The sequence below is a fragment of the Actinoallomurus iriomotensis genome (assembly GCF_030269445.1).
Lineage (GTDB): Bacteria > Actinomycetota > Actinomycetes > Streptosporangiales > Streptosporangiaceae > Actinoallomurus > Actinoallomurus iriomotensis.
Genome location: NZ_BSTJ01000005.1, coordinates 378,030 through 396,231, shown reverse-complemented (window position 1 = coordinate 396,231; position 18,202 = coordinate 378,030). Strand labels below are relative to the sequence as shown.

Annotated in this window: 16 protein-coding genes; 12 read left to right on the top strand and 4 right to left on the bottom strand. The window is 72.8% G+C overall.

The window, feature by feature from the left end; translation table 11 throughout:
- Positions 1–47: 47 nt before the first annotated feature.
- On the top strand, positions 48–1,016 hold the full coding sequence (locus tag QSK37_RS22720) for a GlxA family transcriptional regulator (RefSeq protein WP_285624546.1): 969 nt from the start codon (positions 48–50) through the stop codon (positions 1,014–1,016).
- Positions 1,017–1,039: 23 nt separating this feature from the next.
- Positions 1,040–1,669 (top strand): DJ-1/PfpI family protein, encoded by a 630-nt coding sequence (locus QSK37_RS22715; RefSeq protein ID WP_285624544.1) that lies wholly within the window; start codon positions 1,040–1,042, stop codon positions 1,667–1,669.
- Between the two features lies 1 nt (position 1,670).
- Here QSK37_RS22715 and QSK37_RS22710 read toward each other — a convergent pair whose 3' ends face one another.
- From QSK37_RS22710 to QSK37_RS22700, 3 genes are read right to left on the bottom strand one after another with little or no spacing between them, the layout of a single operon-like run.
- A complete protein-coding gene (locus QSK37_RS22710) occupies positions 1,671–2,669 on the bottom strand; it encodes a zinc-dependent alcohol dehydrogenase (RefSeq protein WP_285624541.1) in 999 nt (332 codons plus the stop codon).
- A gap of 40 nt (positions 2,670–2,709) precedes the next feature.
- Entirely contained in the window at positions 2,710–3,888 is a 1,179-nt protein-coding gene (locus tag QSK37_RS22705) for a mandelate racemase/muconate lactonizing enzyme family protein (RefSeq protein WP_285624538.1), read from the bottom strand.
- A 43-nt stretch (positions 3,889–3,931) separates the two neighbouring features.
- Positions 3,932–4,705 carry an IclR family transcriptional regulator gene (locus QSK37_RS22700; protein ID WP_285624536.1) on the bottom strand — a complete coding sequence of 258 codons (774 nt, stop codon included), beginning with the start codon at positions 4,703–4,705 and terminating at the stop codon, positions 3,932–3,934.
- 254 nt (positions 4,706–4,959) lie between these two features.
- Here QSK37_RS22700 and QSK37_RS22695 point away from each other — a divergent pair, with 254 nt between their 5' ends.
- From QSK37_RS22695 to QSK37_RS22670, 6 genes are all read left to right on the top strand, one after another.
- Positions 4,960–5,883, top strand: a complete 924-nt coding sequence (locus QSK37_RS22695) for a U32 family peptidase (protein WP_285624534.1) — start codon at positions 4,960–4,962, stop codon at positions 5,881–5,883.
- A gap of 156 nt (positions 5,884–6,039) precedes the next feature.
- Positions 6,040–7,179 carry a sugar ABC transporter substrate-binding protein gene (locus QSK37_RS22690; protein WP_285624532.1) on the top strand — a complete coding sequence of 380 codons (1,140 nt, stop codon included), beginning with the start codon at positions 6,040–6,042 and terminating at the stop codon, positions 7,177–7,179.
- Between the two features lie 11 nt (positions 7,180–7,190).
- On the top strand, positions 7,191–8,210 hold the full coding sequence (locus QSK37_RS22685; protein WP_285575488.1) for an ABC transporter permease: 1,020 nt from the start codon (positions 7,191–7,193) through the stop codon (positions 8,208–8,210).
- Positions 8,207–9,031 carry an ATP-binding cassette domain-containing protein gene (locus tag QSK37_RS22680; protein WP_285624530.1) on the top strand — a complete coding sequence of 275 codons (825 nt, stop codon included), beginning with the start codon at positions 8,207–8,209 and terminating at the stop codon, positions 9,029–9,031. The genes QSK37_RS22685 and QSK37_RS22680 overlap by 4 nt, the downstream gene beginning before the upstream one ends.
- Before the next feature lie 51 nt (positions 9,032–9,082).
- Positions 9,083–10,597, top strand: a complete 1,515-nt coding sequence (locus tag QSK37_RS22675) for an aldehyde dehydrogenase (NADP(+)) (protein ID WP_285624528.1) — start codon at positions 9,083–9,085, stop codon at positions 10,595–10,597.
- 99 nt (positions 10,598–10,696) lie between these two features.
- On the top strand, positions 10,697–12,286 hold the full coding sequence (locus QSK37_RS22670; RefSeq protein WP_285624526.1) for a serine/threonine-protein kinase: 1,590 nt from the start codon (positions 10,697–10,699) through the stop codon (positions 12,284–12,286).
- Positions 12,287–12,313: 27 nt separating this feature from the next.
- Here the strand turns inward: QSK37_RS22670 and QSK37_RS22665 are convergent, their stop codons facing one another.
- Positions 12,314–13,810: a KamA family radical SAM protein gene (locus QSK37_RS22665; RefSeq protein WP_285624523.1), complete on the bottom strand. Its 1,497-nt coding sequence runs from the start codon at positions 13,808–13,810 to the stop codon at positions 12,314–12,316.
- A gap of 70 nt (positions 13,811–13,880) precedes the next feature.
- Here QSK37_RS22665 and kdd point away from each other — a divergent pair, with 70 nt between their 5' ends.
- The 4 genes from kdd to kal are packed head-to-tail and all read left to right on the top strand — an operon-like array spanning position 13,881 to position 17,705.
- On the top strand, positions 13,881–14,900 hold the full coding sequence (kdd, locus tag QSK37_RS22660; protein ID WP_285624520.1) for an L-erythro-3,5-diaminohexanoate dehydrogenase: 1,020 nt from the start codon (positions 13,881–13,883) through the stop codon (positions 14,898–14,900).
- Entirely contained in the window at positions 14,900–16,501 is a 1,602-nt protein-coding gene (kamD, locus tag QSK37_RS22655; RefSeq protein WP_285624517.1) for a lysine 5,6-aminomutase subunit alpha, read from the top strand. The genes kdd and kamD overlap by 1 nt, the downstream gene beginning before the upstream one ends.
- Positions 16,498–17,313: a lysine 5,6-aminomutase subunit beta gene (gene kamE / locus QSK37_RS22650; RefSeq protein WP_285624515.1), complete on the top strand. Its 816-nt coding sequence runs from the start codon at positions 16,498–16,500 to the stop codon at positions 17,311–17,313. Before kamD ends, kamE begins: the two co-directional genes overlap by 4 nt.
- The gene (gene kal / locus QSK37_RS22645; protein ID WP_285624512.1) at positions 17,310–17,705 is read left to right on the top strand and encodes a 3-aminobutyryl-CoA ammonia lyase; all 396 of its coding nucleotides are present in this window, start codon (positions 17,310–17,312) and stop codon (positions 17,703–17,705) included. The genes kamE and kal overlap by 4 nt, the downstream gene beginning before the upstream one ends.
- The last annotated feature ends 497 nt before the right edge of the window (positions 17,706–18,202 follow it).

Sequence of the window (18,202 nt, the reverse complement as noted above, 5' to 3'; positions counted from 1 at the left end):
TTTCCGTGTCCTTGCGGCCGTCGGACGGACGCCGCCACAGTGGGGGCATGACCAGCCGCCGCGTCGTCTTCGCCGTGTTCCCGGGGTTTCAGATCCTCGATCTGACCGGGCCGCACGAGGTGTTCACCAAGGCGGGGCGGATCACCGGGGGCGTCGTCGTGGAGACCGTGGCCGCCGCGCACGGCCCGGTCCCCTCCAGCGGCGGTCTGCCGGTCACCCCGACCATGACCGTCGACGAGATGACCGGCCCGGTGGACACGCTGGTCGTCGTCGGCGGGGAGGGGATCGACCGGGCGTGCGCGGACCGGCGCCTGGTCGACTGGTTCGCCCGGACCGCCCGCGGAGCCCGGCGTACGGCGTCGGTGTGCAGCGGCGCGTTCCTCCTGGGCGCGGCCGGGCTCCTGGCCGGACGTCGCGTGGTGACCCACTGGAGACGCTGCGGAGAGCTGGCCGAGCGGCATCCGGAGGCCGTCGTCTGCCCCGACCCGATATTCGTTCGGGACGGTGACCTGTGGACCTCGGCCGGCGTCACCGCGGGCATGGACCTGGCGCTCGCGATGGTCGAGGACGACCACGGGCCGGAGGTGTCGCGCGCCATCGCCCGTCAGCTGGTGATGTTCGTGCAGCGGCCCGGAGGACAGGCGCAGTTCAGCACCCAGCTCGCCGCGCGACGACCGGTACGCGTGCCGCTGCGCGAGGTCCTCGGCTGGATCGCGGGCCACCCCGACGGTGACCTGACCGTGCCGGCCCTCGCCGCCCGCGCCGCGATGAGCGAGCGGCACTTCGCCCGCGTCTTCCGCGCCGAGACTGGCCGGACCCCGGCCGCCTACGTCGAAAACTCACGGGTCGAGGCCGCCCGGCGGCTGCTGGAGACCACCGCGGCCCCTCTGGAGTCGGTGGCCCGCGCCTGCGGGTTCGGCACCGTCGAGACCATGCATCGCAGCTTCAGACGCACCGTCCAGGTCACCCCGGGCGAGTACCGACGGCACTTCTCCGCCCGCGCCGCGGCCCGCTGAGGGCCCCGGCCTCGATGAAAGGCATGCCCGTGCGCATCGTCATCCCGATCTTCGACGGCGTCACCGCGCTCGACGCCGTCGGCCCGTACGAGGTCCTGCGGATGCTTCCGGAGGCCGAGGTCGTCTTCGCCGCCGAGGCCGCCGGTCCGTGCGCGGACGGGGACGGCTCGCTCTCCCTCGTCGCGACGGCCGCCCTGACGGACGTCGCCCGCGCCGACGTGCTGCTGGTGCCCGGCGGTCCCGGCGCGCGGCGTCGCGTCACCGACGAGCCGCTGCTGGCGTGGATCCGCCGGATCCACGCCACGACGCGGTGGACGACGTCGGTGTGCACCGGCTCGCTGCTGCTCGGCGCGGCCGGTCTGCTGGACGGGCTGGAGGCCACCACGCACTGGAGCGCGGTCGGGCAGCTGGAGTCCTACGGCGCGACGTACACGGCACGGCGGGTCGTCGAGCAGCCCGGCGGCGTCATCACCGCCGCGGGGGTCTCCTCGGGCATCGACATGGCCCTGCGGCTGGCCGAGCTCGTCGCGGGACGGACCGTCGCCGAGGCGTGCCAGCTCGCGATCGAGTACGACCCGCAGCCGCCCTTCGACTCCGGCGCGTACGCCAAGGCGTCACCGGAGGTGAAGGAGTACCTGGCGGCCCGGCGCTGACTCAGGGGCGCAACAGGACCTTGCCGACGTCGCCGTCCGCGCCGCGCAGCAGGTCCATCGCACGGCCGAACTCGGCGAGGTCCAGTTCGTGGGTGACCAGCGGGCCGGGGTCGAGCAGGCCGGCGGCGAACAGGCGCACCGCGTGCGTCCAGGCCGCCGGGGGTGCGCCGAAGACACCGGTGACGGTGAGCCGCCCGCCGACGATCGCGACCGGGTCGACGGTGGAGGCCTGCCCCGGGATGCCGGTGAGCACGACCCGGCCGCCCCGGCGCGCCAGGGCGATCGCCGTCGCGGCGGTGCCGGGCGCGCCGGCCGTCTCCACCACCACGTCGTAGCCGCCGGCCGGGAGCGGCCCGCTCTCGAAGCGGGTCGCGCCGCAGGCCAGGGCGGTGTCGGCGCGTCCGGCGCGCGGGTCGGTGGCGGCCAGCCCGGCGGGGGAGGACAGCGACAGCATCCGCAGGCACAGGGCGCCCAGCGTGCCGGCGCCGACCACGGCGATCCGTTCGCCGGGCTCGACCCGGGCGGACAGGACGGCGGCCGCGGCGACGGCGGCGGGTTCGAGGAGCGCGGCGGCGCGCAGGTCGGCGCCGTCCGGCAGGACGTGCAGCAGCCGCGCCGGCAGCACCAGCGTGTCCGCGAACGCGCCGGGACGGGTGAAGCCGGTCTCGTCGTACCCGGCCGAACACAGGTTCGCCGCGCCCTCGCGGCAGCGGTCGCAGACCTGGCAGTTGCGGAAGCCCTCGCCCACCACCGGCCGTCCGGTCAGCCGCGGCTCCACACCGGGGCCGGTGGCGGCCACGACGCCGGACCACTCGTGGCCCGGGACGATCGGGTAGCGAACGAACGCCGCGGGCCGGGTGCCCTCGACCAGCTCGCGGTCGCTGCCGCAGATGCCCGCCGCGGCCACCCGTACGGCGACCTCGCCCGGACCCGGCTCGGGTGGATCCCCGGTGACCAGCTCGTACGTTCCCGGCTCGTGGACCACCAGCGCGCGGCTCATGGACACCGCTTCTCCGGAGAGGCGCCTTCGCGTCGCCCGCTCATGCGCCCGCCGCGTCGCGCGATGCCGTGCGTTCGGGGTCGCGCAGGTGCCAGTTCTCGGCGAACAGGTCGAACTTCGCGCGCTGCCGTGGGAACCGCGCGCACGCCTCCACGTCGAGCGTCACCCCCAGGCCCGGTTCCCGCGGCAGGGTGAAGTATCCGTCGACGACCTCGGGCAGGCCCGGCGCGACCTGTTTGATCGCGGCGTCGGCGAAGTCGTTGAAGTGCTCCTGGATCTTGAAGTTGGTGGTGCAGGCGGCCAGGTGGAGGCTGGCGGCGGTGAGCACCGGGCCGCCGACGTTGTGCGGGGCGACCATGACGTAGTGCGTCTCGGCGGTCGCGGCGAGCTTGCGGGTCTCGGCGATGCCGCCGATGTGGGAGATGTCGGGCTGGATGACGTCGACGGCCTGGAGTTCGAACAGTTCGCGGAACTCGAAGCGGTCGTGGATGCGCTCGCCGGTGGCGATCGGCAGGTCGGTGTGGGCGGCGACCTTCGCCAGGGCCCGCGGGTTCTCCGGCGGGCAGGGTTCCTCGATCCAACCGGGGTCGTAGGGGCGCAGCAGGCCGGCGAGCCGGATGGCGGTCGCGGGGTTGAAACGCCCGTGCATCTCCACGAGCAGGTCCGCCTCCGGGCCGATCGCGTCGCGCACCGCCTCGACGAGTGAGACCGAGCGCAGCGTCTCGGCGCGGTCCAGCTCGTAGTGCCCGTCGCCGAAGGGGTCCAGCTTCAGCGCGCGGTAGCCGCGTTCGACCACCTTCGTGGCGGCGGCGTGGAAGGCCTCGGGGGTGCGCTCGACGGTGTACCAGCCGTTGGCGTAGGCCTTGATCCGCTCTCGGACCTTCCCGCCGAGCAGCCGCCAGACGGGCTGGCCGAGGGCCTTGCCGACGATGTCCCAGCAGGCCATCTCGACGCAGGCGATCCCGGACATGACGATCTCGCCGGCCCGGCCGTAGTCGCCGTACTTCATCCGCCGGACCAGGTCCTCGGTGTCGAAGGGGTCCGAGCCCACGACGTGGTTGCGTTCGGCCTCGGCCAGGTAGCCCAGCAGCGCGTCGGTGTGCCCGAGCATGCGGGCCTCCCCGACTCCGGTCAGGCCCTCGTCGGTGTGGACGAGGACGTGGGTGAGGTTGCGCCAGGGTGTGCCGACGACGTGGGTGGACAGGCGGGTGATGCGCACGCGGGGCCTCCTCACTGGTCGGGGGCGGAATCGGGGCGCGGGGTCAGGGAGAGGGCGGCCGGTGCCCGAGCCGCTGGGACAGCTCCGCGGCGCCGCGGCGGATCAGCTCGCTCCACTGGTCGCGGAGTTCGTCGTTCCAGCGCAGGCTCGGCGTCGAGATGCTCATCGCGGCGACCATGTCGCCGGTGTTGTCGTAGATGGGGGCGGCGATGCAGTAGACCGCCTCGTTGGACTCGCACTCGTCGTAGGACAGCCCGGCCTCGCGGATCCGTTCCAGGCGGGCGCGCAGCCGTGTGGGGGAGGTGATGCTGCGCGGTGTCATGCCGGGCAGGTCGCGGTCGCGCGGCACGCGTGCGTCCAGGGCGTCGGGCGACAGGCCGGACAGCAGCATCTTGCCCACGCCGGTGCAGTGCGCGGGCAGGCGCCGCCCGACCGCGGAGACCATCCGTACCGGGTGGGTGCTGTCGACCTTGGCGATGTAGACGACGTCCGCGCCGTCGAGGACGGCGACGTGCACCGTCTCGTCGCAGTGGGCCGCGACCCGCCGGGCGACCTCCCGCGCCTCGTGGGCGAGGTCGAGCTGCTCGGCGAAGACGCTGCCGAGCTGGAACAGGCGCATGCCGAGCCGGTAGCGGGTCGGCTGGCCGGGGGTCGGGATGAGGTAGGCGCGGTCGGTGAGGGTGGTCACCAGCTCGTGGACGGTCGTCCGGGGCAGCCCGAGACGCTCGGTGATCTCCGGGGCGGACAGGCTGGGGCGGTCGAGGAACAGCTCGAGGACGTCGAGCGCGCGGGTGACCGCCGGCACCGTACGTCCCATCGCCGATCACCGCCCGCCGAACGCTGTGCGAAATCTCGGGCGCAGGCTAGGCATGGCCGGGCGGCCGTGTCAACGGCACGCGGCCGCCCGGTGCATGTCGCGTTCCCGGCGAAACGGCCGTTGACGCTGGCAGAACACGCACTTACCGTCCAGATGCCGGCAGCAGTCCGTATCGCGTCCGAAATGTCGAACAGGGAGGCGCCGTGACCGAGCGAAGCGAGGGAACTGGAAACGCAGCCCGTCCGGTCGATCCGATGGGTGCCACCCGGCGCTACCTGTCCTCGCTGGGGCTGCCGGAGCGTGACCTCGGTGTGCCGCCGGAGTCGGCCCGGCGCTTTCCCGACGGCGGGCAGTACCGGGTGGAGATCCCCTCGGTGGAGGGGCCGTCGGCTCTTCGCGCCGTGGTCGAGGCCGCCCGCGAGCACGGTGTGCGGGTGCACCGGATCAGCCAGGGCAGCGGCATCATGCTGCAGACCGACGCGGAGATCCGGGAGATGCTCGCCCTCGGCGTCGAGCACGATATCGAGATCTGCCTGTTCGTCGGCCCGCGGGCCTCCTGGGACGTCGGCGTGCAGGTGACGGCCTCGTCGGGTGCGGTCGGCTCCGGCTCGCTGCGCGGCGCCGACCAGCTCGTGTACGGCATCGAGGACGTCGTGCGCGCGGTCGGGCTCGGGCTGCGCAGCGTCCTGGTCGGTGACGTGGGCCAGCTGTGGGTGCTGGGCCGGATGAAGAGCACCGGCGATCTGCCCCCCGACCTGATCCTGAAGTCGTCGGTGTCGCTGCCGGCCGCCAACCCCGCGACCGCGCGGCTGCTGGAGGATCTCGGCGTCACCACCGTCAACCTGCCGGTCGACCTGAGCCTCGCGCAGGTCGCCGCGATCCGCGCGGCCGTCGACGTGCCGCTGGACCTGTACGTCGAGGGCGCCGACGACTTCGGCGGGACGGTCCGCTACTACGAGGTGCCCGAGATCGTACGGGTGGCAGCGCCGGTCCACCTGAAGTTCACCGTCCGCAACGCCCCGGGAATCTACCCCTCCGGCCGCCACCTGGAGCCGGTGGCCGTGGCGACCGCGCGGGAGCGGGTCCGCCGCGCGGCGATCGGGCTGGCGATGCTCCGCCGCTACCGGCCCGACGCGGTGGAGAGCGGGTCCTCACGGCTGCTGCCGGCCGGTCCTTGACAGGCCTGGCACCGGATTCTACGGTCGCGGCAAGGTGTTCGAACGACGTTCGAAATACCGAACAACCGCCCGGATCGGGGGCGGGCGGGGGATGCGCGTCCCTGAGGTCGGCGCCGCGCGTGCTCGGCCCACCGCCACTGATCCCGGAGGTTCGTGATGACCCAGGTCCACCCCAAGGTCGAAGAGGCCGTCGACACCCTCGGCCTGGAGGGCGCGACGCGACGGCGGCTTCTCAGCGGAGCGGGCATGGTCAGTGCCGCCGCGGCCGCGTCGGCGCTGCTCGCCGCGTGCTCCTCCAGCAACAAGAAGGACGCCGGCTCGACCGCCAAGGGCGGCGTGGGGCCCTTCCCTTCGACGCCGAAGTGGAAGTTCGTCTTCGTCAACCACGTGACGACCAACCCGTTCTTCACCCCGACCCAGTACGGGGCCCAGGACGCCTGCGCGCTGCTGAACTGTGAGTTCCAGTGGACCGGCTCGCAGGACTCGGTCGTGCCGCAGATGGTCAACGCGCTGAACTCGGCGATCTCCGCGAAGGCCGACGGCATCGCGGTGGCGGTCGTGGACAAGACGGCGTTCCGCGCGCCGATCGACAAGGCGCTGAACGCGGGCATCCCGGTGGTCTCCTACAACGCCGACGGCGCCAAGGGCGACCCCGGCTCGAACCGGCTCGCCTACATCGGCCAGGACCTGTACACCTCCGGCTACCAGCTCGGTCAGCGCATCGCCTCGCTCATGCAGGGGGGTGACGCGGTCGGGTTCATCGCGACGCCGGGGTCCCTGAACATCCAGCCGCGCATCGACGGCGCGAAGGACGCCATCAAGGCCTCCGGCAAGCCGATCAACTTCACGTCGGTGGCCAGCGGCGCCGAACTGCCCAAGGAGCTGTCCACCATCGACGCGTACGCCCAGGGGCACAAGAACCTCAAGGGCATGTTCGCCGTCGACGCCGGCTCCACCGAGGGCGTCGGCAAGGTCGTGGCCAAGTACGGGCTCAAGAGCAAGGGCGTGGCCGCGGGCGGCTTCGACCTCAACCCCGCGACGCTGCAGGCGGTCAGCGCGGGGAACCTGGACTTCACCATCGACCAGCAGCCGTACCTGCAGGGGTTCCTTCCGGTGCTGTACCTGTGGCTGTACAAGCTGTCGGGTGGGCTGGCCGCGCCGTCGGAGACCAACACCGGGCTGCTGTTCGTCACCAAGGACAACGTCCAGCCGTACCTGGCGACCAAGACCCGGTTCGAGGGCTCCAGTACCCAGCAGCAGCTGTTGAACCACTCCGGCCCCATCGCGCACAAGTGATGGGCGGCCCCGTGAGTGAGACGGAGGCGCCCGAGGCGAAGACGCCGGCACCGCGCACGCCGCGGCCGCTGGGCCGTGCCGCCGACGCGTTCCTGCGGCGGCGCGAGGCGACGATCCTCGTCGTGGCGGTCGCGCTGCTGATCTACTTCCAGTCGGCCCGTTCGGAGTTCCTGAGCCACGACAACCTGGTGAACATCTCCCAGGGCACCGCCCCGTACGCGATCGTCGCGGTCGGTGAGGTGTTGTTGCTGGTCAGCGGCGAGATCGACCTGTCGGCCGGGATGGTGTTCACGCTGGCGCCGTTCCTGATGCACTACCTGGTCGACTACTACGGCATGTACCCGATCATCGCGATCGTGGTGGCGTTGCTGGCGGGCGCCGTGATCGGCCTGGTCAACGGGGCGGTGACGGTGCTGTTGCGAGTGCCCTCGTTCGTGACGACATTGGGCACGATGTTCCTGGTGCAGGGCATCACCCTCACCACGTCCCACGCCTATCCGGCGGAGATCCCGCCGGCGGCGCAGGGACTGGCGGGCTGGTTCGGGCACGCGGACTGGTCCGAGCTGATCTGGTGCGTGCTGATCGTGGCGTTCTTCCACCTCGTGCTGATCCGCACCCGGTGGGGGCTGCACACGGTCGCGGTCGGCGGCAACCTGCTGGGCGCGAGCGAGGCGGGCATCAAGGTGGCCCGGATCAAGATCGGCAACTTCATGGTGACGGGCGCGCTGGCGGCGTTCGCCGGGATCCTGGAGGCGTTCCGCACGTCCACGATCGACCCCAGCTCCGGCGGCACCGGCGCGATGTTCACCGCCGTGTCGGCCGCGGTCATCGGCGGCACCGCCCTGGCCGGTGGCTCCGGCACGGTGATCGGCGCGCTGCTCGGCGCGCTCGTGCTGGCCGAACTGCAGAACGGCTTCAACCTCATCGGCATCAGCGCGAACCCGTTCAACATCATCCTGGGTGTGGCGATCCTCGTCTCGATGATCCTCAACGTCCATCTGACGAGGCTGCGAAGGGCGGGCCGGTCATGAGCGAGCGGAGCGAGGGAATCGACAAGCACAGTGTGCCCGGTCCTTCCTCCGACGAAGGAGGACTCCCGACCGAGGTGCTGCGGGCCGAGCACCTGGCCAAGAGCTTCGGCGCGGTGACCGCGCTCACCGACATCGACCTGCGCCTGGAGCGCGGCGAGGTGCTCGGGCTGATCGGCGACAACGGCGCGGGCAAGTCGACGCTGATGAAGATCCTGTGCGGGTTCCACCAGCCCGACTCCGGGCGGATCCTCATCGACGGGCAGGAGGTGACGCTCAAGTCGGTCGAGCACGCGCGCTCCCTCGGCGTCGACACCGTCTACCAGGACCTGGCGCTGATCAACGAGCTGAGCGTCTACCACAACATGTTCCTCGGCCGTGAGCGCGTGCGCTGGCCGCTGCTGAACAACCGGGCCATGCGCCGGCTCGCCCGCCGGCACCTGGAGGACATGGGGGTGAACATCCCCTCGGTCGACGTGGAGGTCGCCAAACTGTCCGGCGGGCAGCGGCAGGCGATCGCGGTGGCGCGCTCGGTGTACTCCGAGGCGAAGATCCTGCTGCTCGACGAGCCCCTCGCGGCCATGGGCGCCAAGGAGGGCGCGCTGATCCTGGACCTGGTCCGCGGGCTGAAGGAGCGCGGCGAGGTCTCGGTGATCATCATCGCGCACAACTACGCGCAGGTCCTGGAGGTCTGCGACCGCGTCAACCTGCTCCAGCACGGCCAGATCACCTTCGACAAGGCCGCCGCGGAGACCTCGCTGCGGGAGCTGACCGACCTGGTGGTGGCCGAGTACCGGGCCGCGCGCACCCGCGGCACGCCGTAGTGGCACGCTCGTAGGCGAGTGCCGGCCGTCCCGAAGGGAGAGTGATCGCGGGTGACCGCGGTAACGAGCGTCGACGCGCGGACCGGTGAGGTCGTGACCACCGTCGCGCAGGAGAGCACCGCCGAGGAGACCGCCGCCGCGTGCGAACGGGCGGCGGCGGCCTTCCCCGGACTGGAGGCGATGGGCCGCCACGGCCGCGCCGGGCTGCTGCGGGCGATGGCCGGCGCCCTGGAGGAGGCACGGGAACGGGTCGTGGCGGTCGCCGACCGCGAGACCGCGCTGGGGGAGCAGCGCCTGAACGGCGAGCTCACCCGCACCTGCTTCCAGCTGCGCCTGTTCGCCGAGGTCCTGGACGAGGCCTCCTACGTCGAGGCGACCATCGACCACGCCGGCCCGACCCCGATGGGCCCGCGGCCGGACCTGCGCCGCATGCTGGTCCCGCTCGGGCCGGTCGGGGTGTTCGGCGCGAGCAACTTCCCGCTGGCCTTCTCGGTGCCGGGCGGCGACACGGCCTCGGCCCTCGCCGCGGGCTGCCCGGTCGTGGCCAAGGCGCACCCCTCCCACCCGGCCACCTCCCAGCTGTGCCTTGAGCTGCTCGACGCCGCCGTACGGGAGGCGCGGGCGCCGGAGGGCACCATCGGACTGGTCCACGGCGCCCGGGCCGGCACGGACCTGACGGGCCATCCGGCGATCCGCGCGGTCGGCTTCACCGGCTCCTACCGCGGCGGGCGCGCCCTGTTCGACGTGGCGAACGCCCGGCCCGACCCGATCCCGTTCTACGCCGAGATGGGCAGCCTCAACCCGCTGGTGGTCACCCCCGAGGCCGCCGCCGGGCGCGCCGCCGAGATCGCCGAGGGGTACGTCGCCTCGTTCACGCTCGGCGCCGGGCAGTTCTGCACCAAGCCGGGGCTGGCGTTCGTCCCGGCCGGGGAGGCGGGGGAGCGGTTCCGCGCCGAGACGGCCCGCCGCGTACGTGACCTGGGCGGGACGGTGCTGTTGAACGCCGGGATCGCCGAGGGGTTCCGCGACGGCGTCGACCGGCTGACGGGGCAGCGGGGCGTGGCGGTCCTGGCCGCCGGCGACGGGCCGCTGGCACCGGTGCTGTTCACGGTGCGCGCGCAGGACTTCGCCGGGCCGCTGCTGGAGGAGTGCTTCGGGCCGGCCGGTGTGCTGGTGGAGTACGACGGGCCCGAAGCGCTGCTGGAGATCCTGTCGGGCCTGCCGGGCAACCTGACCGCGACCGTCCACACCGGGGAGGGGGAGACCGACCTTCCCGCGCGGCTCGCCGCGGTGCTGCGGGAGCGGGCGGGCCGGCTCGTGTGGAACGGCTTTCCCACGGGCGTCGCGGTCAGCCACGCCATGCACCACGGCGGCCCGTTCCCGGCCACGTCCAACCCGCTGCACACCTCGGTGGGCACGACCGCGATCCGGCGGTTCCTGCGCCCGGTCACGTGGCAGGACGCCCCGGAGGCGCTGCTCCCGCCCGAGCTGCGCGACGCCGGCCCGGGCATCCCCCGCCGCGTCGACGGCGTCTTGGTGCCCGGCGGCGGTCCGGCGGGCACCTGATCCGATCCGGCGCGGGTCCGGGCACCGATCCCTGATCGCTAAGATCGTCCGGATCGCACGACCGGCGTGCACCAACGGATCACCACGGAGCGCCCGACCATGGAGGCACTGCGCGCCGGCGACCCGGCGGAGATCGGCGGGTATCGGGTCCTGGCGCGGCTGGGCGCGGGCGGGATGGGGCAGGTCTACCTCGGGCTGTCCCCGGGCGGCCGGCACGTCGCGCTCAAGGTGATCCGCGCCGACTTCGACAGCGCCGAGGCGCTGGCGCGGTTCCGCCGTGAGGTGGCGACCGTCGGTGAGCTGCGCAGCCCGTTCACCGCCGCGCTGGTCGGCGCGGGCCTCGACGCGCCCCCGTACTGGCTGGCCACCGAGTACGTCCAGGGACCGACCCTGACCCAGGCCGTGACGCGGCACGGGCCGCTGCCCGTGGGGACCTGCCTGCGGCTGATGGCCGCGCTCGGTGAGGCGCTCGCCGACGTGCACGCGCGCGGGGTGCAGCACCGCGACCTCAAGCCGCACAACGTGATCCTGGCCCCGGACGGTCCGCGCCTGATCGACTTCGGGATCGCCCGCGGCGACGACCAGACGGCGATCACGCACACCGGCGCGGCGGCGGGCACGCCCGGGTATCTCGCGCCGGAGGTGATCCGCTGGCAGCGGATGAGCCCGGCCGCCGACGTGTTCGCGCTGGCCGGAACGCTCGCGTACGCGGCCACCGGGCGTCCGCCGTTCGGCGCGGGCGACTCCCACGGGGTGATCTACCGCAGCGTTCACGAGCCCATCGACGTGGCCGGGGTCGATCCGGCCCTGGCCGGGCTCATCGCGCGGTGTGCCGACAAGGACCCCGCGGCGCGGCCCGCCGCGGGGCAGGTGCCGGCGCTGTGCGGCGTCCCGGGCGCGATCACCGAGGACCCGGCGTACCGGCGGCTGCTGGACCTGACCGAGGTCCCGCCGTCCGACCTTCCGACGGCGGTCGCCCACGGTCTCGTGCCCTCCGGCCACGACCGGGCGACCGGCGTGCTCACCGGGCCCGCCCCGGCCGCGCGTTCCCGCCGGACCCTGCTCGCGGTGATCGGCGGTGGCGCGGCGGCGGCCGTCGCCGCGGGGGTGCTGCTGTTCCAGTTCCTGCCGGGCGCCGGCGGCGCGACCGACTCCCCTTCGTCATCGGGCACGGCGCGGGCCGGCCGTTCGCCGGGCGTCACCGGCGGACCCACCCGCCCCACGGGCGCCGGGACGCCCACGGACGTCTTCTCCAAGGAGACCGACGCGGACTTCGCGGCGCTGGCCTGGTCGCCCCGTGACGGCCGATGCGCGCCCGCCGTGCGGACCGAGAGCGCCTCGCAGGCGCTGGGGGCGCAGTGGACGGCGCCGCGCGAACCGGCCGCGCCGCGTGGCAGCGTCGACGTCGGGTTCCGCGCGGCCGACGGCGCGCCCAGCGGCTACTACGTCGCGGCCGAGATGCGTCCCCCGGTGGCGCTGCGCGGCAACCGGATCACCGGGATCGTCACGACGCGCCCGGTCGCGCTGAGGGCCGACGGCTGGGCGACCCTGCACTACCCGCGGGACTTCTCCCAGCCGAAGGACTGGGCCTACGACCTCGGCACGGGCACGTGGACGGTGGTGTGGTACCACGTGCACCCGAACGGAGACGCCTACTACATCGGCTGCGACGGGTTCACGGTCTCCTGACCCGACCGGCCACGGCCCGGTGACGTACTAGGCGTCCCGGATGGCCTCGGAGGCGGCGCGGCTGGCCGCGGCCAGGCCGACGTCCCGGCCGTCGGCCTCGCGGGCGTGGTCCTCCCACCAGGCCTGCCCGCTCTCGGGGAGCGTGTGGATCGGGTCGTAGTACTCGTACCGGCGCTCCAGGGCCTCGGGGTCGTCGGCCTCCAGGGCGGTGCGGTAGTTCTTCGTCCAGTAGGAGATGCCGCGCTCGGTGTCGTAGTCGGCGACCTGGTGCACCCAGCGCTTGCCGACGTAGGGCACGTCGCACACGATGCGCGGGGTGGCGAAGCCGGGCAGGTACCCCATGATCCCGTGCTGCAGGCGCTGGGCCTCGGCGAGCGAGAGCCGCCAGTGCTCGCTGAAGGGGATCATGTCGCACAGGTAGAAGTAGTAGGGCAGTACGCCGTTGTCCTGCAGCGCGAAGCACAGGTCCAGCAGCTGTTCGACGCTGGTGTTGACGCCGCGCAGCAGCACGCCCTGGTTGCGCACGTCGCGGACGCCGGCCTCGAGCATGGCCTGGGCCGCCTTGGCGACCAGCGGCGTCATCGACTGGGCGGCGTTGACGTGCGTGTGGATGGCGAGCTGGGCGCCGCGCTTGCGCGCCTTGGTGGCCAGGCGTTCCACGCCGGCGCGTACGTCGTCCTGCAGCCAGTGCTGGGGCACGCCCATGAGGGCCTTGGTGGCCAGGCGGATGTCGCGGATGTTGTCGATGTCCAGCAGCCGGTCGACGAAGCCCTCCAGGCGCGCCCACGGCATGTTCGCCACGTCGCCGCCGGACACGACCACGTCACGGACCTGCGGGGTGTCGCGCAGGTAGGCCAGCATCTCCTCGAGCCGGTCGGGCTGCTTGAGGGCGAACTTGTGCTTGTCGATCTGCGGGGTGGAGTTGCCGACCAGGTCCATGCGGGTGCAGTGGCCGCAGTACTGGGGGCAGGTGGGCAGCAGCTCGGCCAGGACCTTGGTGGGGTAGCGGTGGGTCAGCCCCTCCACCGCCCACATCTCGGCCTCGTGCAGGGAGTCGCGGCTGGCGAACGGGTGCGAGGGCCAGTCGGTGCGCCGGTCGCTGAACACCGGGAGCATGTAGCGCCGTACGGGGTCGGCGTAGAAGGCCTCGGTGCTGTCGACGTTCATGGTGTTGAGCATCTGCGGGGGCAGCAGCATCGACATGGTGGCCCGCTCGCGCTGGTCCCGCTCCAGGTCGGCGTAGAACTCCTCGCTCAGCAGGTCGCCCATGAGGTTCCGCAGCTGGCGGACGTTCTTGACGCAGTGCGCGCGCTGCCACTGCGCGGACTCCCACTCGGCCGTGGTGACCTCGCGCCAGCCGGGGAAGCGACGCCAGTCGGGCTCGATCAGCTCATGACGCTGGTACGTGTACGGCTGGAGGCGGCCATCGAGGGACACCACCGAGTCTTCGGCGAGAGCGGTCACGAGCTTCACCCCTAGTCTGTCGCGGAGATCGCGGATGATGTTCACTGTCTGCGGGACCATACGGGAAATTCTTTCTCTAAACTAGGTTCCCCCAGCAGATATTCCACTACACGCTACCTTGAGGTGAGGGATGAACAGCTCTCCGGTCGGTCTGCACCGGGTCCTGGAGCCGCCCGGCGTTCTGCCGCAGGCGGCCCGCCGTCTGGATCCCGATCCGCGGATCCGCGAGGACGAGGTCCGCGTACGCCTCGAACGCCTGAACCTGGACGCCGCCTCCTACCGGCAGCTCCACACCGCCCACGACGGCGATCCGGACGCCATCCGCGCCGAGGTCCTGCAGATCATCAGGACCCGCGGCAAGATGCACAACCCGGTCACCGGCTCGGGCGGCATGCTCATCGGCGTGGTCGACGAGGTGGGCCCGCGGTCCCCGCTGGGCCTGACGCCCGGCATGCGGATCGCCACCCTGGTCTCCCTGACCCTCACGCCGCTGCACGTCGAGGACGACCTGCGCCGCTGGGACGGCCGCGGCGAGCAGGTCCCGGCCGAGGGCCACGCGATCCTGTTCGCCCGCTCGATCGCCGCCGAACTCCCGGCCGACCTGCCCGCCGGGCTGAGCCTGGCCGTCATGGACGTCTGCGGCGCGCCCGCCCTCACCCACGGCGTCGTCGCCGCCCGTACCGCGCCGGTCGTCGCGGTGATCGGCGCCGCGGGCAAGAGCGGGTCCCTGGCCCTGGCCGCGGCTCGCCGCGCCGGTGCCGCACGTACCATCGGAGTGGTCCCGTTCGAGGCCGAGGCGGCGCGGCTGCGCGCGGCCGGACTGGCCGACGACGTCGTGATCGCCGACGCCCGCGACCCGATCGCGCTCGCCGGCGCCGTCGGCGCGCCGGCCGACGTCACCGTGGTCTGCGTCGACGTGCCCGGCTGCGAGCACGGCGCGATCCTGGCCACCGCCGCGGGCGGCACGATCGTGTTCTTCTCGATGGCCACCTCGTTCTCGGCCGCGGCGCTCGGCGCCGAGGGACTGGCCGCCGATGTGACCATGCTGATCGGAAACGGGTACGCCCCAGGGCACGCGCAGATGGCACTGGACCTGCTGCGCACCGAACCCGGCGTAGCGAAGATCTTCAAGGAGCGGGTGGAGGAGTGATGGGCAAACTGAACCTGGATCCGCAGGTGGTGGCCAAGGCACGCCGCCTCGCCGAACGCGCCGCCGAGCCGGTCATCGAGATGGCCCGCACGCACACGACCGTCTCGGTCGAACGCGCGCAGCTGCGCCTGGCCGGCCTGTCCGGCGCCGACGCCGACGGCCGCCCGTGGGTGAACCACCTCGTCGACGCCGTACGCGACCAGGTCGGCCTCGAACACGGCGTCGCGCTGCCCGTCTGGGACGCCCTGCGCCGCGAGTCCTACGCCGACCTGTCCGCACTGGCGCAGGCCGCCGCACTGGGCGCGGTGACCTTCCGCCTGCCCTCCGGCGACGACGCCGCCGCGGCCACCGCGCACGCCCGCGCCGCCGCCCGGGAGGGCATCACCCGCATCGACCGCCGCCGCGCCGAACGCGACCAACTGCTCACCGAGGTCGGCGACCCGCCCAAGCCGTGGGTGTACCTCATCGTCGCCACCGGCGACATCTACGAGGACATCCCGCAGGCGCAGGCCGCCGCGCGCGAGGGCGCCGACGTCGTCGCGGTGATCCGCTCCACCGGCCAGTCGCTGCTGGACTTCGTGCCCGAGGGCGCCACCCGCGAGGGCTACGCCGGCACGTACGCCACCCAGGAGAACTTCCGGCTCATGCGCGCCGCCCTGGACGACGTGTCCAAGGAGCTGGGCCGCTACGTGCGGCTGACGAACTACGCCTCCGGCCTGTGCATGCCCGAGATCGCCACGCTCGCCGGCCTCGAACGCCTCGACATGATGCTCAACGACTGCATGTACGGCATCATCTTCCGCGACATCAACCCCCGGCGCACCTTCATCGACCAGCGGTTCTCCCGCCAGGTCCACGCCCGCGCCGGCATCGTGATCAACACCGGCGAGGACAACTACCTCACCACCGCCGACGCGGTCGACGCCGCGCACACCGTCGTGGTCAGCCAGCTGCTGAACGAACGCTTCGGCCGCGAGGCGGGCCTGGCCGACTCCCAGCTCGGCCTCGGCCACGCCTTCGAGATCAACCCGGCCCTGCCGGACTCCTTCCGGCTGGAGCTGGCCCACGCGCAGCTGGTCCGCGAGCTGTTCCCGGACGCGCCGCTGAAGTACATGCCGCCGACCAAGCACATGACCGGGAACGTGTTCGCCGGCTACCTGCTGGACGCGTTCTTCAACCTGGCCGGGGTGATGACCGGCCAGTCGATCATCTTGATCGGCATGATGACCGAGGGCATCCACACGCCCTGGCTGTCCGACCGCGACCTGGCCCTGGAGAACGTCCGGTACGTCCGGGACGCCTGCGGCGCCCTGGCCGAGGACTTCGTGCCCCGGCCCGACGGCTTCGTCGTCCAGCGCGCCGAGCAGGTGCTCTCGGAGTCGGTCGACCTGCTGGAGCGGATCTGCGACGACACCCTCCTGCAGGCGATCGCCGACGGCACCTTCGGAGTGACGCGCCGGCCCGCCGACGGCGGCAAGGGCCTGGACGGCGTGGTCGAGCGCGCCGACGGCTACGTGGGCCCGGCCCTGGACATCCTCGAGACCGAAGACCCCCACGCGGGCCACCGGCCCCAGACACCCGCAGGGAGCGTGCAGCGGTGATCCAGCGCGAGACCACGACCGGGGTACCGGAGGCGACCGACCTCCCCTCGATCATCCGCCCGTACGGCGACACCACCGGCGACGCGATGGTGCAGCTGTCCTTCACCCTGCCGGTGCCGGCCGGCAAGCGCGCCGAGCTGGCCGCCCTGGGCCTGGCCCGGCAGATGGGCCTGGACCCGGCCAGCGTCGTGCACGCCAAGGCGATGGGACCCCACTTCACGTTCTTCATCGTCTACGGCAAGGTCAACCACCTGATCGACTACGCCGGCATCGAGGTGCCCGAGGGGCGGGAGTACCCGCTGCTGCCGGCCAAGGAGATCGAGCTGGCCATCCGCACGGTGCTGAACCGCCGCCTCGTCGTGGTCGGCGCCTGCATCGGCACCGACGCGCACACCGTCGGCATCGACGCGATCCTCAACGTCAAGGGGTTCGCCGGGGAGAAGGGCCTGGAGTACCACCGCGAGATCCAGGTCGTGAACATGGGCGCCCAGGTGACCGTGGAGGAACTCCTCGAACGCGCCAAGGCCGAGAACGCCGACGCCGTGCTCGTCTCCCAGGTCGTCACCCAGAAGAACGCCCACATCCACAACACCAAGCAGATGGCCGCCGCCTTCCACGCCGCCTACCCGACCGCCGTCGGGCCGGGCATGGGACGCCCGCTGCTCATCGCCGGCGGGCCGCGCTTCGACACCGTCACCGAGACCGAGCTCGGCGTCGACCGCATCTTCGGCAAGGGCACCACCCCCGGCGAGGTCGCCTCGTACCTGGTGCACGCCCTGCTGCCCAGCTGGACCCCCCAGGAGGAATCGTGAGCGACGACGCACGGGTCGGCCTGACCGTCACGCACCGGCGTTACGTCCCGCACGGCCACGCGCACTACGGCGGCAGCCTGGTGGACGGCGCCTACGTCCTCGGCCTGTTCGGCGACGTCGCGACCGAGGTCTGCATTCGCACCGACGGCGACGAGGGACTGTTCGCCGGCTATGAGGACGTGCGGTTCCGCGCCCCCGTACGGGCCGGTGACGTGCTGGAGGCGACCGCGACCGTCACACGCGTGGGCCGCCGCAGCCGCACCCTGGCGCTGGAGGCGCGAGTGGTGTGCCGCTCGCTGCCGGACAAGGGCGAGTCGGCCGCGGAGGTGCTGGCCGAACCGCTGGTGGTCCTCACGGCGACCGGAACGGTCGTGGTCCCCGGCGCCTCCTGACGGTGCGTGACGCGCGCGGCATGGGTTGACATCGCTTCGGATACCGATAAGTTGCCTAGGCGTCCACCAGAGGGCGTACCGGCCGGCCGGCCGGGGCGCCGCGGCACCTGCGCCGTGACGGGGGAAGGGCAGCGCCGCAGTGCGGCGCCAACCGTCGAAAGCCAGACGCAGGCCATCCGCGCGCCCGGCCGGGAGCACCCCGGGCCGGCGCCGGTGAGACTCGGTTAGAGCCTGGGCACCCATCAGACAACGGACCGACGCGCTCGCCGCCGACGAGACGGGTCCGGTTCGAAGGGACCGCCCGGGCTCTCTTCCGTTCCGGCACGCGTACGGCGCCCGCCGCGCGGCGCGGTGGGGTCAGGATGTGAGCGGCGCGGAGTGCACCGCCGGGCGAATCGGCACGCGGCGGCACGGGCGGCCGCGGCGCACCCCCGGCACCTTCCATTCGTCGGCGCGGCCCGCGGACGATACGGTTCCGCAAGAACGAACGATGCGGA